Origin of the sequence: Streptomyces sp. NPDC047002 (assembly GCF_040704505.1) — a bacterium.
GTDB lineage: Bacteria > Actinomycetota > Actinomycetes > Streptomycetales > Streptomycetaceae > Streptomyces.
The window spans coordinates 1-22,429 of record NZ_JBEYWC010000047.1 but is presented as its reverse complement, the minus strand read 5'-3'; the positions used below and the strand labels follow the sequence as shown (position 1 = coordinate 22,429).

The following is a 22,429-nucleotide window of genomic DNA, read 5'->3' as shown; positions in this document are numbered from 1 at the left end:
TCCGGGGGCAACGCGAAGGGCCCGACACGTCACACGGGCCGGGGTCTTCCAGAGTACGACGCCCTGCCGGGCCTGGCCGGGCGGCACCGGGAAGCGGGCGGCCAGGGGCGCGGCTCCGGGGCCCTGCCCCCCGGCAGGGCCCCGGAGGGCGCGGTGTGCGGGCGCGCCGCCTTCACTCCGTGGCGATCGCCTCCAGCACGTTCATCCGGCCCGCGCGGAAGGCGGGGAAGAGGGCGGCGAGGAGGCCGACGAAGGCCGAGGCCACGAAGACGCCCGCGATGGTGGGCCAGGGGATGCTGAGGATGTCCAGGCCCTCCAGGGCGAGGAGCTTCTGCGCCGCGGTGCCCCAGCCCATGCCGAGCCCGAGGCCGATCAGGGCGCCGAAGAGGGCGATGACCACGGACTCCAGGCGGATCATGCGGCGCAGCTGGCGGCGGGAGAGGCCGATGGCGCGCATCAGGCCGATCTCGCGGGTGCGTTCCACGACGGAGAGCGCCAGGGTGTTGACGACGCCGAGGACGGCCACCACGATCGCCAGGGCCAGCAGGCCGTAGACCAGGTCGAGGAGCCGGCCGATCTGGTCCTTGAGCGACTGCTTGTAGTCGGACCTGTCCTGGACGGTGTACTGGGGGTACGGCTCAAGGGACTTCTTGAGCGCGGTGTACGCCTGCCCCGCCTGGCCGTCCCTGGCAGCGGCGAACATCATCAGGCTCTCCGGCAGGCGGTCGGCGGGCAGGTAGCGCCGTGCGGTCGCGGTGCTGGTGTACATCACGCCCGAGTCGATGGCGCCCTCGTCCGAGGTGACAGCGGCGACCCGCAGGTGCGCGGTGCGGCCGCCGGCGAAGGCGACGGTGAGCGTGTCGCCCGCCCGTACGTGGTGGGCCTTCGCGTACTTCTCGCCGACCGACATGGCGTTCGTGCCGTACGCGTCGGTCAGCGTGCCCTGGGTGGTGTCGCGGCGCAGGTCGGCCGCGTACGAGGGGTCGGCCGCGACCAGCGGCGCGTGCCGGGACACGGAGCCGTCGGGCGCGGTGACCGCCGCCTCGACGTCCCGGTAGCGGGTGACGTGGTCGAGCCCTGGCGTCCCGGCGATCGCGGCCTGGGCCTGCGGCACGATCGGCTGGCCCGTGCCGGACTGGACGATGAAGTCCGCGCCGACTGACCGGTCGAGCTGGTCGGTGGCCGAGGCCACCATGGAGGAGCCCACGACGGACAGGCAGGCGACGAGCGCGAGGCCGATCATCAGGGCGGCGCCGGTCGCGCCGGTGCGCCGCGGGTTGCGCAGGGCGTTGCGCTCGGCGAGCCGGCCGACCGGGCCGAAGACGCGCAGGACCACGGCGCTGATCAGCCGTACGAGGGCGCCGGCGAGCAGCGGCCCGACGACGACGAACCCGACGAGGGTGCACACGATGCCGAGGCCGAGGAGGGGGCTCGCCTCCCCGGCGCGCGCGGCCTGCGTCGAGGCGTACAGCGCGAGGCCGCCCGCGAGTGTCAGCAGGGTGCCGACGGTGCCGCGCACCCGGCCCGCGCGGCCGTCCGCCGGAGTGCCCGCGTCCCGCAGCGCCGCCATCGGCGAGATCTTCCCGCCGCGCCGTGCGGGCACGTACGCGGCGACGACGGTGACGACGATGCCGAGCAGCAGCCCGACGGCCGGGGTGCGCCAGGTCACCGTCAGGTCCTGCGTGGACAGGTCCATCCCGGCCGCGCCCATGACCTTCATCAGGACGACGGCGAGCCCGACGCCCGCCGCGACCCCGGCCACCGAGCCGACGACGCCGAGCAGGACGGCCTCCGTCAGCACGGACCTGTTGACCTGCCTGCGGCTCGATCCGAGGGCCCGCATCAGCCCGATCTCGCGGGTGCGCTGCGCCACCAGCATCGAGAAGGTGTTGACGATGAGGAAGATGCCGACGAGGAAGGCGATCCCGGCGAAGCCGAGCATGGCGTACTTGACGACGTCGAGGAAGGAGCCGATGTCCTTCTTGTTCGCGTCGGCGGACTCCTTCTTGGTCTGGAGCTTGTACGCGGCCGCGGTGTGGCCGGCGCCGTCGAGGGCGCGCGCCACGTCGCGCTTGAGGGCGGTGTCGCTCACGCCGGCCGCCGCGGTCACGTTGATGCTGGTGAACCGGTCGGTGGCGCCGAGGAGTTCACGCTGCGCGGAGCGTGTGTCGAGGTAGACGACGGAGGCGCCGGGGTTGGTGACGCGGAAGGTGGCGATGCCGGTGACGCGCCCGGCGAAGTCGCCGTTGGCCGTGATGGCGCGCAGTGTGTCGCCGAGGCGCAGGTGGTGCTTCTTCGCGGTGTCCGCGTCGATCATCAACTCGCCCGCGCGGGCGGGCCTGCGGCCGGAGGTGATGTCCATGGACCGGGTGTCGGTGCTGGTCCAGTTGCCCGCGATGGTGGGGGCGCCGCTGGTCGCGCCGACGTTCTTGTCCCGCGCGTCGACGAGGGTGACGCTCTGGCTGCTGACGCCGCCCTCGACCGAGCGCACGCCCCGCGCCCTGCCGACCTGCGCCAGGGTGGCGGCGGGCAGCGAGACGGGCTTGCCGGTCGCGGGGTTGTCTGCGCCGTCCGCCGCACCCTTCGCGCTGACGGTGACGTCGGAGGCGGTCACCGCGAAGATCTTGTCGAAGGTGGTGTTCATGGTGTCGGTGAAGACGAGTGTCCCGGAGACGAACGCCACGGAGAGCAGCACGGCGACGGCGGACAGCGCCATCCGCCCCTTGTGCGCGAGGAAGTTGCGCAGCGCGGTTCTGAAGAGGGTCATGACGTGCGCCCCCTGGCCTCGAAGTGCTTCATCCGGTCGAGCACCGAGTCGGCCGTGGGCCGGTACATCTCGTCGACGATCCTGCCGTCGGCGAGGTACAGCACCCGGTCCGCGTACGAGGCGGCGACCGGGTCGTGGGTCACCATCACGATGGTCTGGCCCAGTTCGTCCACGGAGGTCCGCAGGAAGCCCAGCACCTCGGCGCCCGCGCGGGAGTCGAGGTTGCCGGTGGGCTCGTCGCCGAAGATGATCTCCGGTCGGGCGGCGAGGGCCCGCGCCACGGCGACGCGCTGCTGCTGACCGCCGGAGAGCTGCGTCGGCCGGTGCTTCAGCCGCTCGCCGAGGCCGACGGTCTCCACGACGCGCCGCAGCCACTGCGGTTCTGGCCTGCGGCCCGCGATGTCCATGGGCAGGGTGATGTTCTCGATCGCGTTGAGCGTCGGCAGCAGGTTGAACGCCTGGAAGATGAAGCCGATCCGGTCCCTGCGCAGCTGCGTCAGCCGCTTGTCCTTGAGCCGGGTGATCTCGGTGTCGTCGAGGAAGATCTCCCCCGACGTCACGGTGTCGAGGCCCGCGAGGCAGTGCATCAGCGTCGACTTGCCGGACCCCGAGGGGCCCATGATCGCGGTGAACTGCCCCTTCGCGATGTCCACGTCGACGTGGTCGAGCGCGACGACGCGGGTCTCCCCCGCCCCGTACGCCTTGACGACCTGGCGCGCTCGCGCCGCGACCGCCGTACGCCCTCCAGTACCCCCGTGCCTGGGTGTGCTCACAGCAGTGGTCACGGTGTGTCTCCTATGCCGCTCTCGTCGATGGCCCGTTGCGCCGGTTCCCGCCGGCGTCCGCCGTACCGTGTGCGGCACGCGAGGCGGCGGCCCGTACGCCGCCGCCAGTCTTCTGCGTGCGGGGGCCCCGGCGCGCTGGTGCGCAGCGCAGTCCCGCGGTCGGGTTTTCCCCACCCCCGCCGCTGGGGCCCCCGCCCCGGCGTCCGTAAGAACAAGCTAAGGAACACACCCCCGCCGCCACCTCATCCGGCGGGACGAACAGCCCCCGGGCAGCAGTAAGGAGACGCCCCTAGGGGTTCTCCACCCCCGGGCTGAGACCTGGGGTGGAGAACGGCACGTGGCACACCGCCCACGAGCCCGGCACCTTGGCGGCCGGTGCCGGGCCCGGGTGATCCTCACGGTGCGGTGCCGGCCTGCTCCACCGCGGCGGGGGCGGCTTGTGCCGTGGGGGCAGGGGTTCGCCAACCGCTGAGGTTCATCAGCGCGGCGGCTGGTTCGCGTCCACGTCTGCCAGGATCGTGAACAGCCCGTACCCGGCGGCCATGGCGGCGAGGCCGACAACGAGCAGGCGTTGGGTGCCGAACCGGTCGACCACGGCGCCGATCCGGAACGAGGCGGAGGCCACGATGCGCCCTGCGGGCAGGAACATGAGGGCCGTGACCAGCGGGGACCAGCCAAGCAGCGACTGCATGTAGAGGGTGGCGAGGAACTGGAAGCTCATGTACGAGCCCATGCAGGCCACTCCGCTGAGCTGCGCGCACAGTTGGCTTCCCGGGCGGAGAGCGGCGAACCGCATGAGCGGCACTCGCGAGCGCCGCTCGACCAGGACGAAGGCAGCCAGCAGGGTGGCGATCGCCGCGAAGGAGGCGATGGTGCGCGACGACGCCCAGCCCGCCTCGGGAGCCTCGACGACGGTGAAGACGAGCAGCAGCATCGAGCCGGTCCCCAGAGCCGCACCCGGGATGTCATAGCCACCGCCGCGCTCGCGGCTGCTCCTGGGCAGCAGCCCAAGCCCGGCGAGGACCGCGAGGGCGATCAGGAACACCTGACGACGCCCGAGCAGGTCGGCGGCGCGACCGCCCAGAAGCAGGAAGCCCCCGAAGCCCAGAATGTAGGCACTGACTATCCGCTGGAGTCCGGCGGTGGACGTGTGGAGGTCGTCGCCGATCGCGGGCAGCGCGACGCCGACCATCGACATGTCGAGCACCAGCGCGTCGCGCTCGGGAAAAGAGAATTCCGGCGCGCGAACCAGTCTGTGCGCGATCCGCCGACACACCCAGGCCGCGTCTGCACCCATGGTCCCGGATCCTATGAATTTCCGTGCCACCCTGCACCGTCCCACTGCCGTCTCGCGAGTATCGAGCCGCTGCGGCCAGAAATGGGCAAGGCGCGTGCGCAGGGCGGAAATTCGACGGGGGAAGTGGGTGGCAAAGACCGTACCACCCTCCTTTGCCCGATCGGTGGCAGACTTGGCCAGTGCCGCGATCCGCTGAATTCTCCGACGGATATGCGCGTCATATCGACGTCTCCACGCCTTCGAATCGAAAGGGCTCACCGTCATGCCCCCACTACTCACCGGGACGCCCCTGTCAGGCCGCGTCGCCGTGCTTTCCGGCGCCTCCAGCGGCATGGGGGCCGCCGCCGCGGAACGCTTTGCCGTACTCGGCGCCTCGGTGGTCGTGCTCGCCCGGCGCAAGGAGAGGCTCGACGATGTCGTGAGACGTGTCGAAGAGGCCGGGGGAAAGGCCCTGGCGATCGCGGTCGACGTCACCGACCGCGCCGCCGTGCAGGTCGCCGCGGACCGGGTCGCCGAGCGCTTCGGTAAGAGCGATCTCGTGTTCAACAATGCCGGCGTCCAGATCGTCTCCGGAATCGAGGAGCTGAAGATCGACGACTGGCAGCGGCAGATCGATCTCAATATCTCCGGTCTGATGAATGTCATCGGCGCTTTCCTGCCGCATCTGACCGACTCCGCGGCCGAGGGCAAGCCGGCCGACCTGATCAATACCTCCTCGGTAGCGGCCACGCGCATCCTGCCGAGACTGTCGGTCTACTCCGGCACCAAGGCGTACATCAGCCAGCTGACCCGGCTCCTGCGCGTCGAGCTCGGCCCGAAGATGGTCCGCGTCGCCACCATAGAACCCGGCATGGTCGACACGGAACTGCCCGATCATGTGGGCAACGCCGACACCTCCCGATACATCGCCGCCCTGCTCAACGACATCGATGTGCTCCAGGGCGCCGACATCGCCGAGACCGTGGCATTCATGGCCGCACTTCCCCGGCACGTCAACCTGTCCGAGATCACCGTCTTCCCGACCGCGCAGGCCCTGTGACCCAGGCCCTCCCGCAACCCTTCTGACCGCCGCCTTCCGCGGCACCACCACTTGGAGAGATTCTTATGCCGAAGACCTGGTTCGTCACCGGGGCGGGGCGCGGCCTCGGCCTGCAGGTCGCCCGGGCCGCGCTCGCCGCGGGCGACCGTGTCGTCGCTGCCGCGCGGCGGCCGGAACAGGCGGCCGACGCGCTGGCGGGAAACGAGGACCGGGTGCTGCCGGTCGCGCTCGACGTGACCGGCAGCGAGTCCGTCGCCGCGGCCGTCCGGGCGGCCGTCGACCGCTTCGGCGGCATCGACGTCCTCGTCAACAACGCCGGCTACGGGCAGCTCGGCGCCTTCGAGGAGCTGTCGGAGGCCGCCGTCGAGCGGCAGTTCCGGACGAATGTGTTCGGCGCGTTCAACGTGACCCGCGCCGTGCTCCCGTTCATGCGGGCCCAGCGCTCCGGGCATGTCATCACGGTCTCGTCGCTGACGGGGGTCATCGGCATCGACGGCTCCTCGGTCTACTGCGCGGCGAAGTTCGCGGTGGCGGGCTGGTCGGAGTCCCTGAGCCGCGAGCTCGCCGGGTTCGGCATCAAGGCGACGTGCGTGCACCCGGGCATGTTCCGCACGGACTTCCTCGACGCGTCGTCCGTCAGCCACGGCGACATCGAGATCGACGACTACCGGGAGGTCGCACGGGCCCGTCGCCAGTCGCTGGACGCGAGCAACCACCACCAGCAGGGCGACCCGGAGAGGTTCGGCCCTGTCGTCGTCGCCCTGGCGGCGGCCGCCGACCCGCCCGCGCGGTTCGCGGCGGGCACCGACGCGATCGACGCGTTCGAGCAGCGCGCGGGAGAGCTGACCGGCAGCGTCACCGAGTGGCGTGCACTCTCGGAGTCCACCGACTTCCGCTGAGACCACCAGCGGTGGCCCCTGCGTCGCCGAGGTGACCCGTACAGCGCGGGTGTACGGGCGGGAGTCGGCGCACTCCGACGGTCCCGACTCAGCCGGGGATGCGGCATTCGCGCAGCCGAAGCAGCAGCGAGGGGTCTCCACCCCGGGGCCGCGCCCTGGGGAGAGAGCGACACGGGGCGGCGGTCAGCCGCCGTAGCCGCCGCCCACGGAGCGGCTGGAGAGGTACGAGCCCCGCAGCGCCTTGGCGAGGCCGGGGACGACGGTGTCGACGCGGTCGGCGAGCGCGGCGCGGACGTCGCGATGCGCGTGCCGCTCCTTCGCGCTGAGCACGCTGCCCACCTCCACCTCGGCGGAGAGCACGGCCATGGCCGCCTCCTCCATCGGGGCCGTGGCCGGGTCGCCGCCGCCGAGCACGGTGGCGCGCACCCCCTCCTGGAGGGCGCGCACCGCCTCCGGGTCCTCGACGGTGATCCGCTCCGTGCCGTGCGGCCGGAACCGGCCGCCGGACTCGACCGTCAGCAAACCCGCCTCCGCGAGCTGGTCGCGTACGGGGCGCTCGGCGGCGGCGGCCTTGTTGTGCACGAGGGACAGCCACCCGTGGGGCTTGTCCGCGGGCACGTCCTGCCACACGCCGGCGAGAAAGGCGTCCCACGGGCGCGCCTCCGGGAGCCGCAGCGCCTTGCCGTCCTCGGCGCGGATCTGCTCCGCGAGCGCCAGCTCGGTCAGCGCCCCGGCGCGCAGCAACTGCCCGCGCCCCTGGATGTCGACGAGGTGGAACTTCTCCTTGTCCACGGTGTAGCAGAGCAGGTACAGGCGCTGGGGCAGGGTGAGTTTCATCGTCTCTCCTCGGGTCGTCGTGCAGTGTTTCCCGGCGGCGGGCGGTCGTCCCCGCTTTCCCGCGGCTGCCCGCCGGGCCCGCGGGGTCAGGCCGGTTCCGCGGGCCCGCGCTCCTGCGCCCGGGCCCTGAGCCGCTTCGCCGAGCGGCGGCCCGCCCACAGCACGACGAGGAGCGCGGCGGCGAAGAGGGGCCAGCCCATCGCGATGCGGGCGGCCGCGAGCCAGCCCGCGCGGTCCGCGTCGTAGAGCCACTGCCAGACGGCGAACCGGGCCGCGAAGACACCGACGAACGCGAGCGTGGCGATGTCGTACGCGCGCCGGGACGCCTTGTCCTGCAACCAGCCGGTGCCACTGCCGTCGAGCGCACCCCACACGATCCCCGCGAGCGGGCGGCGTACGAGGACGGAGAGCAGGAACACCACGCCGAGCACCAGGCTGCTCCAGATGCCGGTGAGGAAGAAGCCCTTGGCCGAGCCCGTCTTCCAGGCGACGAACGCGGCGACGGCGACCCCGAAGAGGCCGGAGAACGCGGGCTGGAGCGGCTGCCCGCGCACCAGCCGCAGCACGCAGGAGGCGAGGGCCACCCCGACGGCCGTGCAGACGGCGGCCGTCAGGCCGAAGACCGAGTCGGCGACGATGAAGGCCAGCACGGGCAGCGCCGTGTGGACGAGTCCGGTCACGCCGCCCATCTGTTCCAGCGGCGTCTGCTTCGGCCGCTTCTGGCCGGCCTTGCGCGCGGGCGTGTGGTCGGGTTCGTTCGTCATGCGGGTTCACCTCGTCGTCAGACGTGCGCGTACGGGAACGGTGTGCGAAGTGCGGGTCGCCGGGCGCCCGTTCAAGGCCGGCCCGGGTCGTCGGCCGCGCGCCCGCCCAGGTGGCGGGCGAGGAAGCGGTCGGCGGCGCGGTAGGCGTCGACGGCGTTCTCGGGGTTGACGAGGCCGTGCCCCTCGTCGTCCTTGACCAGGTACTCGACCTCGACGCCGCGGGCCCGCAGCGCGTCGACGAGCTGGTCGGACTCGGCCTTGACGACGCGGACGTCGCCTGCGCCCTGCACCACGAGCAGCGGCGTGCGGATGGCGTCGACGCGGCTGAGGGGCGAGCGCGCCCACAGGTCGGCCTCCTGCTCGGGATCGGCCGGGTCGCCCGCGTACAGGTACCAGTTGTTGGCCAGTTGCGGCTTCACGAACTCCGGCACGGACCGCAGGAAGGTGACCAGGTTCGAGACGCCGTAGAAGTCGACGGCGGCGGCGAAGACGCCCGGCGTGTGCGATGCGCCGAGCAGGGCCGCGTAACCGCCGTACGAGCCGCCGAAGACGGCGACGCGGTCGCGGTCCGCGTAGCCGCGCGCCACGGCCCAGTCGACGGCGTCGACGAGGTCGTCGTGCATCCGGCCCGCGAGCTCGCCGATGCCTGCGGCGAGGAATTTCTTGCCGTAGCCGGTGGAGCCGCGGAAGTTGACCTGGAGCACCGCGTAGCCCCGGTTGGCGAGCAGTTGGGCGAGCGGGTCGAAGCGCCAGCTGTCGCGGGACCACGGCCCGCCGTGCACCAGCAGCACCATCGGCAGTCCTGCGGGCTCCACGCCCACCGGCAGGGTCAGATAGGCGGGCAGCGCGAGCCCGTCGCGCGCGGTGACCGTCACAGGACGCATCGGGGCGAGGGTCCTCGGGTCCAGGTGCGGGTACGGCCGGAACAGCAGCCTGGCGCGCCCGGTGGTGTGGTCGTAGAGGTAGGTGGCGCCGGGGTCGCGGTCATGGGTGAAGCTCACGACCCAGCGCCGGCCGCTCTCGTCGCACGACACGGCGCCCAGGTCGCCGTCCGACAGCCTCTCCAGCGCGTCGAGCACCTCGGCGAAGTGCGGGTCGACGGGCCGGATCACCTGCCGCTCGCCGAGGTAGCGCACGCCGAGCAGCTCCCCCGTGCGGCGGTGGCGGATGAGCGGCGAGGGCAGCTGCGGGAAGACGGTGGAGCGCGTGTCGAGGTCGAGTTCGGGGTGGCTGTCGACCTCGGTCTCCTCGCCGCTCGCCAGGTCGAGCCGCGCGAGGCGGGTCCTGTCCGTGCCCCGGTTGGTGCCGATCCACACGCCCGAGCCGTCCGGTGTGAGCTGCGCGGGGCTGACGCCGAGCGGGTGGTCGGCGCCGGGGAAGACGGCGATCCTGCGCGGCCCTTCTGCGCTCCACCGGGACAGCTCGATGTCGCCTTCGGCCGTCTGGGTCTGCGCGTACAGCTCGCCGTCCGGCGTGTACAACCACCCGGCCACCTGCCCGGGGTTCTGCGCGAGGACCGTCAACGCCCCGGTGGCGATGTCCACTTCGCACAGGTCGAACTCGGCGGGGTCGCGGTGGTTCAGGTGCAGGAGCGCCTTGCCCGGCCGGGAGGCGGGCAGTTCGAGCCCCATGACGCGGGCGCCGGGGAAGGGCGTGAGGTCGACGGCGGGGGCGTCCGGGTCCTCCAGGTCGACGCGGTGAACGTGCCAGTTCTCGTCGCCGCCCGTGTCCTGCTCGTACAGCAGCAGGCCCGGGTCGTCGGTCCAGTGGTACGTGTGCACACTGCGCGTCTCGTCCGCGGTGACGCAGCGCGCGTCCCCGGGGTCGTCGAGGCTCTCCACCCACACGTTCAACCGCCCGTGCCACGGGGCGAGACAGGCGATCCGCGTGCCGTCGGGCGAGATCGAGGCCCCGGCACGCACGGGCGACCCGAAAAGCGCTTCGACGCTGAGGTACGGAACGGCGTCGGCCCCGGCGGGCACGCTGGCGGACATGCGGCTTTCCCTTCGCTGGTGCTGTGTACGGACGGATACGGCGGCGCGGGCCGCGGGCACGGCGGGCCCGGCCGGCGCGGGCCGCGGGCGCGGCGGGCCCGCGGTCCGGGCGGGCCGCAGGCGCGGCGGGCCCGCTGTCCGGGCGGGCGCCCGCGGGCCGCGGGCGCCTCAGGCGACCGGGTCGCCGACGAGGCCGCCGGTCGCCGTGCGGATCGCGCGGGCCACCCGGTCGGCCACGGATCTCGCGTCGGCGAACTCCGTGAGGTCGGCGCCGCCGAGGATGGCCGCGCCGATGTGCTCGTCGAGCACCCGCACGACCGCGGCGGCCGCGGCCGCGGCCATCCGCACCTCCAGGTCGTCGTCCGGGCGCCCGAGACGCTCGCCGATGATCGCGCAGAGTTGGTGCTCCGTCTGGTCGCAGGCCATCAACCACGCGGTGCGCAGGGCGGGTTCGGTGTCGGCGAGCCGGATCATCTTCATCGCGAGCATTTCGTCGGTGAAGTCGACCGGCGCGTTCTCGCGGGTGAGGCCGCCCAGTTCGGCGGCAAGATGATCCTCCAGCGAGATCTCGCGCGGCCAGCCGCGCAGCGCCCGCATCAGGGTGACGACCCCCTGCATGACGACGGGCTCGGCACACGCCTCCTTGCTGCGGAAGTGGCGCCAGATGGTGCGCGTGGAGAGCCCGACCGCCTCGGCGATCTGATCGCCGCTCGTGGCGGCCACCCCCTGCTCCCAGAACAGCCGCGCCGCCTCCCGCGAGATTTCGAGCCGCAGCCGCAGCCGCCGCTGCTCGCTCATTCCCCCCGCGCCGCGCTGCTTCGCCTCCATGGCGTGCTCCTCACCCTCTCCACCCTGTCACTGAAAGACAGGATGTCACTTAGTGACAAGAAACGGAAGGGCCGCGCCGGAACCCGTCACAAAGACGCCGGTCAGAGAGACGCCGAAGGGCGCGGCCGCCGTCGCCGGCGGCGGGCGCACTCCCGCTGGTGGGCGGCGGATGAGACGCTGTGCGGCGGACACCACCGCCGTACGGGCGCCACGGCGCCGCGCCTCCCGTGCGGCCGGCGCGCCCGCCGCACGGGCACGTCTGTCGACCGGGCGGTGCCGTTCCCCCCGTACGGGCGGGTGGCACGGCACCGCGCACGGCGGCCGCCGCGTACGAGAAGGGAAGCCCACCGGTGAACGGGGAGACCGACCCGGCCGAAGAGACCGACGACGACCGGCGGGCGGCCGGCACCCGCGCCCGCGCCACGACCCCCGGCAGCCACCGCGGCCTCGAAGGTCCCGCCACCCCGGACAGACCCGGAAGGACGGACCCGCCCCGACTGCCGGGCGGCCCCCGGCGCGCCGGGCGGGCGCAGGCGGGAGGCGGGCGGGCGCAGGCAGGAGGCGGGCGGCCCGCGGACACCGCAGCGGCGGCACCGGCAGCCGTACCGGCGCCCAAGGGCCGCGGTTGGCTGGTCGCCGCGCTCATGGTGTCGACGGCGCTCGCCGCGCTCGACAGCACCATCGTCTCCACCGCGGTCCCGCAGATCGTCGGCGACCTCGGCGGATTCCCCCTCTTCTCCTGGCTGTTCTCCGGCTATCTGCTCGCCGTCACCGTCACACTGCCCGTCTACGGCAAGCTCTCCGACACCTTCGGCCGCAAGCCGGTGCTCCTCGCGGGCATCGCCCTCTTCGTCGTCGGCTCCCTGCTGTGCGCGACCGCGTGGAACATGCCGTCGCTGATCGCGTTCCGCATCGTGCAGGGCCTCGGCGGCGGCGCGCTCACCGGCACCGTGCAGACCGTCGCGGCCGACGTGTACGCGCTGAAGGACCGGCCCAAGATCCAGGCGAAGCTGTCCACCGTGTGGGCGACGTCGTCCGTCGCGGGACCCACCGTCGGCGGCCTCTTCGCCGGTTACGTGGACTGGCGCTGGATCTTCCTCGTCAACCTGCCGATCGGCGTCGTCGCGCTCGTGCTCATCGCCCGCCACCTGCACGAACCCTCGGCCACGCGCACCGCGCACCCCGGCCGCGCCCTCGCCGGGATCGACTGGTCCGGCGCCGTGCTGATCTTCGCCACCGGCAGCGCGCTGCTCACCGCGCTCGTCCAGGGCGGCGTGGCCTGGCCGTGGCTGTCGGGACCGAGCCTCGGCTTCTTCGGCGCGGCCGCCGCGCTCGGCGCCGCGACGATCGCCGTGGAGCGGCGCGCCGCCGAGCCCATCATCCCCGGCTGGGTCTGGCGCCGGCGCTCCATCGTGGCGGTCAACCTCGCGCTCGGCGCGCTCGGCCTGCTGATGGTCGCGCCGACGGTGTTCGTGCCCACGTACGCGCAGTCGGTACTCGGACTCGGCCCGATCCCCGCCGGGTTCGTGCTGTCGGCGATGAGCCTCGCCTGGCCGATCGCGGGCGCGCTCTCCAGCCGCGTGTACACCCGCGTCGGGTTCAAGGGCAGCGGTGTGATCGGGATGTCGATGGCGCTCGCCGCGCTGCTGATGTTCCCGTTCCTGCCGTTCCCCGGCGCGCCCTGGCAGCCGGTGCTCGTCCTGCTACTGCTCGGCGCCGGGCTCGGCCTGTTCCAGCTGCCGCAGATCATCAGCGTGCAGTCGTCGGTCAGTTGGGCCGAGCGCGGCACGGCGACCGCGTCCATACTCTTCTGCCGCCAGATCGGGCAGAGCGTCGGCGCCGCGCTGTTCGGCGCGGTCGCCAACAGCGTGCTCGCCTCACGCCTCGCGCACGCGCCGACGCCCGGGCTCCACGACCTCAACTCCGTGTCCCAGGCGCTCGACAACCCCGGGAGCCTGACCGCGGCGGGCGCCGACTACCTGCGCCGCGCGGTGGACGCCGCCACCGGCCACGTCTTCCTCTTCGCCGCCTGCGCCGCCGCGCTCTCCCTGCTGGTCCTCCTCCTCGTCGCGCCCCGCAGGACGGTCGTCCTCCTGGAGGACGACGCCGGCTGACGGTTCAGGCGGCCGTGAGGGTCCAGGCGTCGCCGCCGTCCTCATCGAGCCACACCAGCCGTACGCCGCAGCGGTCCTCCTCGGGCTGGAAGTAGCGCACCGCGCGCTCGGGGGAGGCGAGCCGGAACGCCCGCGCGCTGTCCACCGCGAAGACGTCGGCCCGCCCCTGCCTGGCCAGCCCCCACGCCACCACGCGGGCGTCCTCGCCGGGCCCGCCGACGTCGTACGTCGCGACGACGGCGAACACCCGCGGTGCGTTCCAGCACACGAGTTCGTGCAGCTCCCGTTCGAAGTCGTACGGCTCCTGGCCGGTTTCCTGCGGCGGTACGTTCGGCATGGATCTCCCCTGGTCCAGAAAGGCGCGGTGCCGGACGCGTCCGGGCACGGCGAAGCAGAACCGCCTTCTCGGCGGGGCCGGTTGGAGCGGCCTCAGGGATACGCTAACCCCGATGAGGGGATGCATGCCATAGAATCGTGGACAGCCGTCATGATGAGTGAAGGGGAGCCAACGTGAGCCCGCACAAGATGCCGCCCTCGATGCGGCAGAGACGACTCGGCGCCGAGCTGCGCAGACTCCGCGAACTCGCGGACCTCTCCGTCACCGAGGCGGCAGCCCTGGAGGGTTCGACGCAGCCACGGCTCAGCAGCATCGAGGCGGGCCGGTACGCGGTGGGCGCCGACCGCGTGCGCGCCATGGCCCGCAACTACGGCTGCATGGACGAGGCGTACATCGAGGCCCTGGCGGAGATGACCGGCGGGCGCGTGCGCGGCTGGTGGGACGAGTACCGGGAGCGGCTGCCCGCCGACGCGCTCGAACTCGCGGAGGCAGAGCACCACACCGCAGCTTTCCGCTACGCGACCATGGCGCACATTCCCGGGCTCCTCCAGACCCGTGCGCACGCCCATGCCGTCATTGCCGACGCGGTTCCACCCTTTCACCCACCGGCGATCGAGCACCGCGTGTCGTTCCGCATCAAGCGGCAGGAGGTCCTCTATCAGGAGAACCCTGCGCCTCTGACCGCGATCCTGCACGAGACCGGCCTGCGCATGGGGTTCGGCGGCCCCGAAACGTCGCGCGCCCAGTTGGAGCACCTGCTCCAGGTGAGCGAGATGCCGCATGTCACCATTCGCGTCATCCCTTTCGGTGGAGGCAGTTACCCCAGCTCCGGAGCCGGGGTCACCTACCTGGCAGGACGGGTACCCGAGCTGGATACCGTCCAGCTCGATACGGATCATGGCCCGGCATTTCTGGACACCCGGCCCCAGCTGGCCAAATACCGGATCGTGCTGGACAGCATGGAAGCTTGTAGTCTCACTCCGGCGAAATCACGCGACCTGATCCACCAGGTCCGCAGAGAGTTGTGAAACGGAGCGTCCATGCCCGGCCTCGACTGGCAGAAGTCCACCCACAGCGCCGAAGCCAACAGCTGCATCTACCTGGCGAGCGCGCCCGACGGCACCGTCAAACTCCGCGAGAGCGACGAGCCCGACACCATCGTCACCACCACCCCCGCCAAACTCCGCGCCTTCATCCTCGGCGTCAAGGCGGGCGAGTTCGACCACTTCGTGGACGACACGCACAGGGGCTGATACCTCTCCCAGCTCAGGAGGAGCACCATGCCGGACCTCAACTGGCAGAAGTCCAGCTTCAGCGCCGAAGCCGCGAGCTGCATCTACCTGGCCACCGCGCCCGACGGGACCGTCAAACTCCGCGAGAGCGACGACCCCACCACCATCGTCACCACCACCCCCGCCAAACTCCGCGCCTTCATCCTCGGCGTCAAGGCGGGCGAGTTCGACCACTTCGTGGACGACGGCGCGGCTCAGGGCTGACGCCGTACAGAACACACCGGTACGAGCCCTGTAGGCGCACCGGCAGTATGCGAAGCCCGCTAGAGTCTCCTACTGGAACAGTAGCGCAGTAGCTACATCTACGTGCGAGAGAGGCCGGGCCGCATGCCCTCAAGAACACTCCCCGCCGCCTCGGTGCGGCAGCGCCGACTCGGCTCGGAACTCCGCAGGCTGCGCCGGTCGGCCGGGCTGACCGCGGGCCAGGCAGGGGCGCTCGACGGCTCCTCCCAGCCCCGCATCAGCAGCATCGAGTCCGGCAGGTACGGGGTGAGCGCCGAGCGCGTACGCGCGCTGACCCGCATCTACGGCTGCCTGGACGAGGCGTACGTCGAGGCGCTGGCCGAGATGACCGGCGGGCGCACCCGCGGCTGGTGGGACGCGTACCGCGACCTGCTCGCGCCCGACGCGCTCGACCTGGCGGAACTGGAGCACCACGCCCCGGCGATGCGCACCGCGTCGGCCGTCCACTTACCCGGGCTGCTCCAGACGAGAGCACACGCCTACGCGGTGATCAGCGATGCGGTGCCGTCCCTCGCCCCCTACGAGGTCGAGCACCGGGTCTCGTTCCGCATCAAGCGGCAGGCCGTGCTGTACGGCGCCGCCTCCGCGCGGCTGACGGCGATCGTGCACGAGACCGCGCTGCGCCTGGACCTCGGCGGCCCGGCCGTCGCGCGCGAACAGCTGCGGTTCCTCCTGGACATGGGCGCCCGGGACAACGTCACGGTGCGCGTCCTGCCGTTCGGCACCGGCACCTCCCCCGGCGCGGGCGGCGGCATCTGCTATCTGAGCGGCGCGGTCCCCGCGCTCGACACCGTCCAACTCGACGCCGAGCACGGCTCGATGCTCCTCGACAGCCCCGCGCACCTGGCCGGGTACCGCACGGTGCTCGACCGCCTGGAGGCCCGCAGCCTGGACGAGGCGGCGTCGCGCGAGCTGATCCGGCGGATCGCCGCGCGGCTGTAGGCGGGCCGGCGCGCGGCGCGGCCGCGCGGGGGCCCTCGTGCGCGGGGAGTTGCCAGGGCCACGCGGCCCGATCAGGATGAGGTCACCGACCCACCTCCCGGCCGCCCGGTCGGCGGCCGGCGACGGAGGCGTCACATGGCGAGAACCGCGAAACCGGACCCCCGCGTCCCGAAGCCCGCACGGCCGGCGCAGCGCCAGGGCCAGAAGAAGAAGGGGCAGGGGCAGGCGAACCGGGGGCCCGGGCAGGCAACGGCGCGGGGGCGGGTCAGGGCACAACCGCCCGGCCTGCGGCGCCTGGTGGGGAAGGCCGCAGGGGTGACCGCAGTGCTCCTGCTGTTCCTCGGGCTGTTCGGACTGGGGGTGCAGCGGCTGGTGTACGCGGCGGGCTGGGCCGGGGACGCCGGCACGATCCGGGTCGCCTCCTGCCACGACGAGGGCAGTTCCGACTCGCCGTCGTGGGTGTGCTCGGGCACCTACCGTTCGGGCGACGGGCACACCACCGATCCGGACGCCGTGGTGAAGCCCTCCGGCGACGAGGAGGGCCGCACGATCGACGTGCGCCGCAGGTCCGGGCATGCCTATTCCGCCACAGGCGGCGGCGAGTTGGTGACCCCGCTCGTCCTGATCTGCTGGGGCGGTCTCCCGCCGCTCGGCGCGCTGTGGGGCGGGAGGGCGGCCCTGCGCCGCTGGCTCGACGACGTGCGGGCGGCGCGCCGAAGGGGCAGGGCCCGCCAGGGGAGTTGAGTGCCGCGGCGGTTCCCGGACACGGCCGGGGACCGCCGCGGCCCACGGGTCAGGGGATGGCGTGGCCCAGGGCGAGCAGGACCGCGGGGGTCAGGAAGGTGTAGAGCGCGGTGACGGTGAGCACCCCGCCGAGGACCCGCCCGGGGAGCCTGCCGTACGTGGTGGCGGCCACGCTCAGGAAGGCCACCGCCCACACCGCCAGGATCGACTGGAACATCCAGGTGCCGTCGAAGAACGACCACCAGAACAGCGGCACCAGGGCCACCGCGACCGCGAGGTTCCCCACGGGCCTGAGGTCGAGGCCCTTGACCAGGGTGAGGCCGAGCGTCGTGAAGAACGTCGCGTAGAACACGACGAGACCGGCGAGCGGTATCCCGGTGGCCGGGGGGACGGCCGCGAGGAGGTACACGGCCTCGGCGAAGTCGACGACGCCCGCGACCAGCGTCACCCACCCGACCGAGACGAGGGGGTCAGGCGTCCCTTCCGCTTTCTTGGCGCCCACTCCGAGGAATGCGAGCCCGTTGAGCCAGACCGCAAGGCCGGACACCACAAATATGACCGTGATAGGCGGCATGTCACCTAAGCCTTTCCGCTGTTTTGCGCGGGCCTCTCGGACCCGCCTGCGTGCGAAGAGAGCGGCAATGGCCATAAGCGGCGGCATGGTAAAATCGAAACCGCTGTGGCCACGCCTGTGCCGGGATGCCGACCTCTGGAGTGGGACGCATCACGGCAGCTGTATGCGGGTGCTGCGGCGTGCAGGAGCTGCCGCTCGGGCGCGATGGATCAGATCGCGCCCGGGCCGCGGTCCCGCGAGGAGCGGCACAGACGCCCTCCACCCCTCGCCGGCCTTCACGCCGTGTTCGAATAACGGTTGTTCTTTTTCGCGGCCGGACGGCACCCGCGCGCAGGTGCCCGCACCGGAAGCAGCACCAACTCACCGCTGGGCGCGGAACTCCGCACAGACGTCGCAGCCGACCAGAAAGCATTTCATCGACGGCGCATTACCGATCCGCGGCATCCGGAAGTACAGTGCGTTACGTGAATCGGCTCAGGTAAATCGGCCGTGTCCGTGGAGCCGATGAGGGCGGAAATACACCGGGGAACGCCGCTTGATCGCACCTGCGCGGTTCGCGGCGAGTGTCGGGCGCCGGCCCCGACTGCGAGCCGGGGGCGCCCGCGCCGACGCCCCCATTGACAGCGCCCCTCGGCGCGGCATGCAATATATTACATGCCGGTACCGCAGGGCCGAGGGCTCGTCTCCCGATCACTCCTCCGCGACCGCGCCTACGCGGCGCTCAGGGACGCCATCGTCGCGGGCACCCTCGCACCCGGCGAGCGGCTCAACGACACCGATCTCGTCGCGTGGTTGGGCGTCAGCCGCACCCCCGTCAGGGAGGCGCTCGCGCGGCTCGAACAGGCCGGGCTCGTACGGACGAAACCCGGGCGGCACACCATCGTCAGCCCCCTCGACGAACGGGCCGCGCGCGGCGCCCAGTCGGTCACGGCCGCCCTGCACGAACTCGCCGTACGCGAGGCCGTGCCGCGCCTGTCCGCGGCCGAACTCGACACCATGCGCCGGGCCAACGCCCGGTTCGCCGCCGCGCTGCGCCGGGCCGACGCCGAGGCGGCGCTCGCCGCCGACGACGACTTCCACCAGGTCGCCGTGGTCGCCTCGGCCAACGAAGCGGTCCGCACCGTCCTCGAACAGTTCACCCCCGTGCTGCGCCGCGTGGAGCGCCTGCGCTTCTCCTCGCTGAGCGGTCGCGCCTCGGTCGCCCAGCACGACCGCATCGTCGACCTGTGCGCCGCGGGCGACGTGGAGGGCGCCGTGGCCGCGACCCGCGCCAACTGGGGGACCCTGCTGCCGCTCCTCGACACCGCGCCCGCCCGCGACGACCCCGCGTCCGCATCCTCCGCGGACGATTCTGCGCCCCCGGACTGACCGCCGCGGACGCGCCCGCACCCCACCGGGGGCCCACCCGCACTCCACCCGCGTCCCGCCCACTCCACCCGCGTCCCGCCCACTCCACCCGCGTCCCGCCCACGCCCCGGCAAAGGAGCACCCATGCCCCTCAGCGACTTCCCGCGCCACCCCCTCCTCTTCGGCCCGAGCCCCGTACACCCCCTCGACCGGCTCAGCGACCACCTCGGCGGCGCCCGCGTCTGGGCCAAGCGGGAGGACTGCAACGCGGGCCTCGCGTTCGGCGGCAACAAGACGCGGAAGCTGGAGTACCTGGTCCCCGAGGCGCTGCGGCAGGGCGCCGACACCCTCGTCACCATCGGCGGCGTGCAGTCCAACCACACCCGGCAGGTCGCCGCGGTCGCCGCGCACCTCGGCCTCAAGGCCGTGCTCGTGCAGGAGAGTTGGGTCGACTGGCCCGACTCGGTCAACGACCGCGTCGGCAACATCCTGCTGTCCCGCCTGATGGGCGCGGACGTACGGCTCGTCGACGCCGGGTTCGGCATCGGCGAGAAGGACAGCTGGCACCGCGCCCTCGACGACGTACGGGCCGCGGGCGGCACCCCGTACGCGATCCCCGCCGGCGCCTCCGACCACCCGCTCGGCGGCCTCGGCTTCGCCAACTGGGCCGAGGAAGTACGGCAGCAGGAAAGCGTGTTGGGCGTCTTCTTCGACACGATCGTGGTGTGCAGTGTCACCGGCAGCACCCAAGCAGGCATGATCGCGGGCTTCGCGGGCCAGGACCGCCCGCGCCGCGTCCTCGGCATCGACGCCTCCGCCAAGGCGGCCGAGACCCGCGCCCAGGTCGCCAGGATCGCCCGCGCCACCGCCGGACTCATCGGCCTCGAACGGGACCTGGCCGACGACGAGATCACCCTCCTGCCGGACTGGGCGGGCGACGCCTACGGCATCCCCGCCCCCTCCACCCTCGACGCCATCCGCCTCACCGGCCGCCTCGAAGGCGTCATCCTCGACCCCGTCTACGAGGGCAAGTCCATGGCAGCCCTGATCGACCTCGTACGCGACGGCACCATCCCCAAGGACTCCACCGTCCTCTACGCCCACCTGGGCGGCCAACCCGCCCTCAACGCCTACACCGGCGCCTTCCACTGAACCCCGCGCCCGCAAAGAACTTCGCGCTACGGCGTCCCTGCGGCGCGGTCGGGCGGTGCCGGCCGCTCAGCAGCGGCCCGACCGGGCTTGCAGCTCCTCCAGCGTGGCGGCCTCGCCGGTGGTGTCGGACAGCACCGTCTGCGTCTCCGGCTCCCTCGGCAGGTGCCGGAGCCGTGCGATCGCGGACATCGGACTCAGACCGGCCGTCCTGGCTTCCCGCAGGCGCAGCAGCCAGGGCACGGCCACCTGGAGTGCCCGGTCGCCCGCGGCATTGCGCGGCTCGTAACCGGCGGCATCGTCGCCGAGCGACACCCACAGATAGCCGAGTGTGCAGCCGTCGTCGTCGTGGACCTCCGAGAACCGCACCGGATGACGCGTCTCGTTCTCGTAGTCGTCACCGCGGACCGGGAGCTTCTCTCGCAGGGCCGTGGTGCGCACAGGAATCTCGAAGGCAGTCCAGGAATCCGGGTACTTGTCGTCGTCCGGCTGGTCCTCGAAGCCCGTTTCGTCGGGCGCGGCGTGTGGGGTGGGGTCACCGGGATACAGCGGGGCACCGAGCCGTGCGGACAGAGCCCGAAGTCCTGCCGCGAGACGCGGGGCGTGCGTGGCGTGCACGAGCGGCTGACGGTTCTTGAGCAGGTCAAGAGTGAGCCAGACGTCCGTATAGGTGGCCACGGTCAAGACCGCGGTCCCACCCGTCCACACCCCCGCGTCCACGGTGAAGACCTTTTCCGCCTGACGATCACCACTGTCGCAGCAGGGGCCGGGGCAGGACGCGGTGACGTTGGCCAGAAGCCCCTCCGGGACGTCTTCCAGCGCCTTCGGAGTCAGTACCGCCCCAGCGCCCTCGGGCAGGGAGAGCAGCGGGCATTCACCCCGGTCCAAGAGCCGCAGATCCGCCCCATTGCGATAGAGCGACCAGTCGAGATGCCCACCGCCGTGAACCAGTCCGCACGCGCGAAGCGTGTCGACGGCGTTTTTGACGACTCCGAGCGCCAGCGACTGAGCATTCTCCGTGCGCGGGCTCAACGCGAGATCCCACGACCACTCGCCGACAGGTGTTGATGTGATCACAGTATGCCCTTGGGGTCCGTTCTGCTTCCGGGCGGGATGACGATGGTGCCGTCGTCCAGGCGCACCACAAAAGTAACCCCGGTCCCCTTCCCGTTCGATCCGCCGTTGTGGATGTCCATGAGTTCATCGGGAATCCCGCGTTCTTGCCAGTCGGCTACGGTCCCCTGACCGTCCACGAGCATGATGCGGTGGTCTGCGTCGGCAAGTCTGATCTGCCTCAGGTACTTGGCGCGGGTGATTTCGTTGAAGGGCTCCTTGGGGTTGTTCAAATGCTTCATCTGGTAGGCGTACGTCCCGCTCTCATCCCGAACATGCACATCGACGTCGGCGCCACTGGGTGAGCTCTGCTCGAACGAGATCTGATCCGCGGGTATCCCGCTCTTGTGCAGCTCGTCCGCAAAGATGATCTGGTCGGTCGCCGGTACGTAATGCCCTTGGATTCCCGATCCGAGGCTTGAAACCAACTGCCCCCACCGATCACTTCCGTTGAAACGCCCGGACGCGATGATATCGGCGACCTGCCGGCCTCGCGGATCGTGGGAGAGTCTCTCGATCGCCACGTCAATGGCCTTCTGCTTGGGCCTGAGATTCCCGGGGATGTGCTTGACGGCGTCGCGCAGGCGAGTCTCCGTCTCACTACCGACGAGGAGAGGGCGCCCTTCGCCGGGGATCTCCGCCCCCTCGTGGCCTGTTCGGGGCGGTTCGTGACCGGCCGACGTCGTGGGTGCCGCCTCGTGAGAAGCCCCAGACTCCTGGTGTCCGCTGCCGTGCCCATGGCTTGAGGTTCCGTGGTGCTCCGCGCCACTGCCGCTTTCGCGAGCGGGAGGGCTGTGGTGGTCGTGCGGTCCGGTGGCGCCGCCTGGGTGCCCGCCGGTGGGGGTGTGGTCTGTGGGGGTGTGGTCTGCCGGCGGTTGGTGGCCGCGGGTGGGTGGGGTGTGGGCTGCGGTGGGGGTGTGGGGCGGGGTGTGGGTGCCTTGGGGGAGGTGGTCGGCCGTGCCGCCCGGGGCGTGCGTGGTGTGGGGTGCGCCAGTGAGGGCGGGTTCGGGGGTGGGGGTGTCGGGGGGTGTGATCTGGGCGCCGTCGGCGCGTTCGGCCGCGGTGGGTTCCTTGGGGGCGGGCAGCTCGTGGCCGTCGGGGCCGTAGAGCCTGCCGGTTTCGGGGTCGAGGACCGCCGACCTGCCGCCCCCGGCGTCCGGGAGATGGATCGGCGCACCCGCGGATGCGGGGAGGCGGACGGCGGTGTCGGGGAGGTGGGTGGGGGTGTCGATGGGGATTTTGACCGTGCCGTCCGGCAGGGCCACCGAACCGGCGGGCAGGGTGATCCGCCCGCCGGCGCCCCTGAGGCCCTTGAAGACGTCGGCGACCTTGACCACGGTGAACCTGCCCGCCTTGCCGACATA

Annotated in this window: 19 protein-coding genes and 2 pseudogenes; 10 read left to right on the top strand and 11 right to left on the bottom strand. The window is 72.1% G+C overall.

The window, feature by feature from the left end; translation table 11 throughout:
- Nucleotides 1-172: 172 nt before the first annotated feature.
- The 3 genes and pseudogenes from AB0910_RS29640 to AB0910_RS29630 all read right to left on the bottom strand — a co-directional run.
- Nucleotides 173-2,767: an FtsX-like permease family protein gene (locus tag AB0910_RS29640; protein WP_366747742.1), complete on the bottom strand. Its 2,595-nt coding sequence runs from the start codon at nucleotides 2,765-2,767 to the stop codon at nucleotides 173-175.
- Nucleotides 2,764-3,552: an ABC transporter ATP-binding protein gene (locus AB0910_RS29635; protein ID WP_366747741.1), complete on the bottom strand. Its 789-nt coding sequence runs from the start codon at nucleotides 3,550-3,552 to the stop codon at nucleotides 2,764-2,766. Before AB0910_RS29635 ends, AB0910_RS29640 begins: the two co-directional genes overlap by 4 nt.
- A 520-nt stretch (nucleotides 3,553-4,072) precedes the next feature.
- Nucleotides 4,073-4,768: pseudogene (locus AB0910_RS29630) on the bottom strand (MFS transporter); the annotation flags it as partial.
- 343 nt (nucleotides 4,769-5,111) lie between these two features.
- On the opposite strand from AB0910_RS29630, the gene AB0910_RS29625 reads away from it, so the two are divergent.
- Nucleotides 5,112-5,888: an SDR family oxidoreductase gene (locus tag AB0910_RS29625; RefSeq protein ID WP_366747740.1), complete on the top strand. Its 777-nt coding sequence runs from the start codon at nucleotides 5,112-5,114 to the stop codon at nucleotides 5,886-5,888.
- Between the two features lie 65 nt (nucleotides 5,889-5,953).
- Nucleotides 5,954-6,787, top strand: coding sequence for an oxidoreductase (locus AB0910_RS29620; protein ID WP_366747739.1), 834 nt, complete (start codon nucleotides 5,954-5,956; stop codon nucleotides 6,785-6,787).
- Nucleotides 6,788-6,970: 183 nt separating this feature from the next.
- Here the strand turns inward: AB0910_RS29620 and AB0910_RS29615 are convergent, their stop codons facing one another.
- From AB0910_RS29615 to AB0910_RS29600, 4 genes are all read right to left on the bottom strand, one after another.
- Nucleotides 6,971-7,624 (bottom strand): GPP34 family phosphoprotein, encoded by a 654-nt coding sequence (locus tag AB0910_RS29615; protein ID WP_366747738.1) that lies wholly within the window; start codon nucleotides 7,622-7,624, stop codon nucleotides 6,971-6,973.
- 86 nt (nucleotides 7,625-7,710) lie between these two features.
- On the bottom strand, nucleotides 7,711-8,388 hold the full coding sequence (locus AB0910_RS29610; protein ID WP_366747737.1) for a DUF3159 domain-containing protein: 678 nt from the start codon (nucleotides 8,386-8,388) through the stop codon (nucleotides 7,711-7,713).
- 71 nt (nucleotides 8,389-8,459) lie between these two features.
- On the bottom strand, nucleotides 8,460-10,382 hold the full coding sequence (locus tag AB0910_RS29605; protein ID WP_366747736.1) for a S9 family peptidase: 1,923 nt from the start codon (nucleotides 10,380-10,382) through the stop codon (nucleotides 8,460-8,462).
- Nucleotides 10,383-10,550: 168 nt separating this feature from the next.
- Nucleotides 10,551-11,210, bottom strand: a complete 660-nt coding sequence (locus AB0910_RS29600) for a helix-turn-helix domain-containing protein (protein ID WP_366747735.1) — start codon at nucleotides 11,208-11,210, stop codon at nucleotides 10,551-10,553.
- Nucleotides 11,211-11,560: 350 nt separating this feature from the next.
- On the opposite strand from AB0910_RS29600, the gene AB0910_RS29595 reads away from it, so the two are divergent.
- Complete coding sequence (locus AB0910_RS29595; RefSeq protein ID WP_366747734.1) at nucleotides 11,561-13,324, top strand: MFS transporter; 1,764 nt, start codon at nucleotides 11,561-11,563, stop codon at nucleotides 13,322-13,324.
- A gap of 4 nt (nucleotides 13,325-13,328) precedes the next feature.
- On the opposite strand, the gene AB0910_RS29590 is transcribed toward AB0910_RS29595, so the two are convergent.
- Nucleotides 13,329-13,661 (bottom strand): hypothetical protein, encoded by a 333-nt coding sequence (locus AB0910_RS29590; protein ID WP_366747733.1) that lies wholly within the window; start codon nucleotides 13,659-13,661, stop codon nucleotides 13,329-13,331.
- 173 nt (nucleotides 13,662-13,834) lie between these two features.
- Between AB0910_RS29590 and AB0910_RS29585 the strand changes: the two genes are divergently transcribed.
- From AB0910_RS29585 to AB0910_RS29565, 5 genes are all read left to right on the top strand, one after another.
- Nucleotides 13,835-14,689, top strand: a complete 855-nt coding sequence (locus tag AB0910_RS29585) for a helix-turn-helix transcriptional regulator (protein ID WP_366747732.1) — start codon at nucleotides 13,835-13,837, stop codon at nucleotides 14,687-14,689.
- 12 nt (nucleotides 14,690-14,701) lie between these two features.
- Nucleotides 14,702-14,914 (top strand): DUF397 domain-containing protein, encoded by a 213-nt coding sequence (locus AB0910_RS29580; RefSeq protein ID WP_366747731.1) that lies wholly within the window; start codon nucleotides 14,702-14,704, stop codon nucleotides 14,912-14,914.
- 27 nt (nucleotides 14,915-14,941) lie between these two features.
- A complete protein-coding gene (locus tag AB0910_RS29575) occupies nucleotides 14,942-15,157 on the top strand; it encodes a DUF397 domain-containing protein (protein ID WP_366747730.1) in 216 nt (71 codons plus the stop codon).
- 123 nt (nucleotides 15,158-15,280) lie between these two features.
- Nucleotides 15,281-16,138 carry a helix-turn-helix transcriptional regulator gene (locus AB0910_RS29570; protein WP_366747729.1) on the top strand — a complete coding sequence of 286 codons (858 nt, stop codon included), beginning with the start codon at nucleotides 15,281-15,283 and terminating at the stop codon, nucleotides 16,136-16,138.
- 315 nt (nucleotides 16,139-16,453) lie between these two features.
- Complete coding sequence (locus AB0910_RS29565; RefSeq protein WP_366747728.1) at nucleotides 16,454-16,882, top strand: hypothetical protein; 429 nt, start codon at nucleotides 16,454-16,456, stop codon at nucleotides 16,880-16,882.
- Nucleotides 16,883-16,931: 49 nt separating this feature from the next.
- Here the strand turns inward: AB0910_RS29565 and AB0910_RS29560 are convergent, their stop codons facing one another.
- Nucleotides 16,932-17,456: a hypothetical protein gene (locus AB0910_RS29560; RefSeq protein WP_366747727.1), complete on the bottom strand. Its 525-nt coding sequence runs from the start codon at nucleotides 17,454-17,456 to the stop codon at nucleotides 16,932-16,934.
- 654 nt (nucleotides 17,457-18,110) lie between these two features.
- Here AB0910_RS29560 and AB0910_RS29555 point away from each other — a divergent pair.
- Nucleotides 18,111-18,824 (top strand): GntR family transcriptional regulator, encoded by a 714-nt coding sequence (locus tag AB0910_RS29555; protein ID WP_366747726.1) that lies wholly within the window; start codon nucleotides 18,111-18,113, stop codon nucleotides 18,822-18,824.
- 123 nt (nucleotides 18,825-18,947) lie between these two features.
- Nucleotides 18,948-19,955, top strand: coding sequence for a 1-aminocyclopropane-1-carboxylate deaminase (locus AB0910_RS29550; protein WP_366747725.1), 1,008 nt, complete (start codon nucleotides 18,948-18,950; stop codon nucleotides 19,953-19,955).
- Nucleotides 19,956-20,021: 66 nt separating this feature from the next.
- On the opposite strand, the gene AB0910_RS29545 is transcribed toward AB0910_RS29550, so the two are convergent.
- Complete coding sequence (locus AB0910_RS29545) at nucleotides 20,022-21,029, bottom strand: hypothetical protein (protein ID WP_366747724.1); 1,008 nt, start codon at nucleotides 21,027-21,029, stop codon at nucleotides 20,022-20,024.
- Nucleotides 21,026-22,429: pseudogene (locus AB0910_RS29540) on the bottom strand (hypothetical protein); the annotation flags it as partial. The gene AB0910_RS29545 and the pseudogene AB0910_RS29540, both read right to left, overlap by 4 nt.

Bases quoted from the DNA above. Each gene is read 5' to 3' on its own strand.
- AB0910_RS29640 (WP_366747742.1), bottom strand. From the start codon at position 2,767: ATGACCCTCTTCAGAACCGCGCTGCGCAACTTCCTCGCGCACAAGGGG.
- AB0910_RS29625 (WP_366747740.1), top strand. From the start codon at position 5,112: ATGCCCCCACTACTCACCGGGACGCCCCTGTCAGGCCGCGTCGCCGTG.
- AB0910_RS29620 (WP_366747739.1), top strand. From the start codon at position 5,954: ATGCCGAAGACCTGGTTCGTCACCGGGGCGGGGCGCGGCCTCGGCCTG.
- AB0910_RS29615 (WP_366747738.1), bottom strand. From the start codon at position 7,624: ATGAAACTCACCCTGCCCCAGCGCCTGTACCTGCTCTGCTACACCGTG.
- AB0910_RS29610 (WP_366747737.1), bottom strand. From the start codon at position 8,388: ATGACGAACGAACCCGACCACACGCCCGCGCGCAAGGCCGGCCAGAAG.
- AB0910_RS29605 (WP_366747736.1), bottom strand. From the start codon at position 10,382: ATGTCCGCCAGCGTGCCCGCCGGGGCCGACGCCGTTCCGTACCTCAGC.
- AB0910_RS29600 (WP_366747735.1), bottom strand. From the start codon at position 11,210: ATGGAGGCGAAGCAGCGCGGCGCGGGGGGAATGAGCGAGCAGCGGCGG.
- AB0910_RS29590 (WP_366747733.1), bottom strand. From the start codon at position 13,661: ATGCCGAACGTACCGCCGCAGGAAACCGGCCAGGAGCCGTACGACTTC.
- AB0910_RS29580 (WP_366747731.1), top strand. From the start codon at position 14,702: ATGCCCGGCCTCGACTGGCAGAAGTCCACCCACAGCGCCGAAGCCAAC.
- AB0910_RS29575 (WP_366747730.1), top strand. From the start codon at position 14,942: ATGCCGGACCTCAACTGGCAGAAGTCCAGCTTCAGCGCCGAAGCCGCG.
- AB0910_RS29570 (WP_366747729.1), top strand. From the start codon at position 15,281: ATGCCCTCAAGAACACTCCCCGCCGCCTCGGTGCGGCAGCGCCGACTC.
- AB0910_RS29560 (WP_366747727.1), bottom strand. From the start codon at position 17,456: ATGCCGCCTATCACGGTCATATTTGTGGTGTCCGGCCTTGCGGTCTGG.
- AB0910_RS29555 (WP_366747726.1), top strand. From the start codon at position 18,111: ATGCCGGTACCGCAGGGCCGAGGGCTCGTCTCCCGATCACTCCTCCGC.
- AB0910_RS29550 (WP_366747725.1), top strand. From the start codon at position 18,948: ATGCCCCTCAGCGACTTCCCGCGCCACCCCCTCCTCTTCGGCCCGAGC.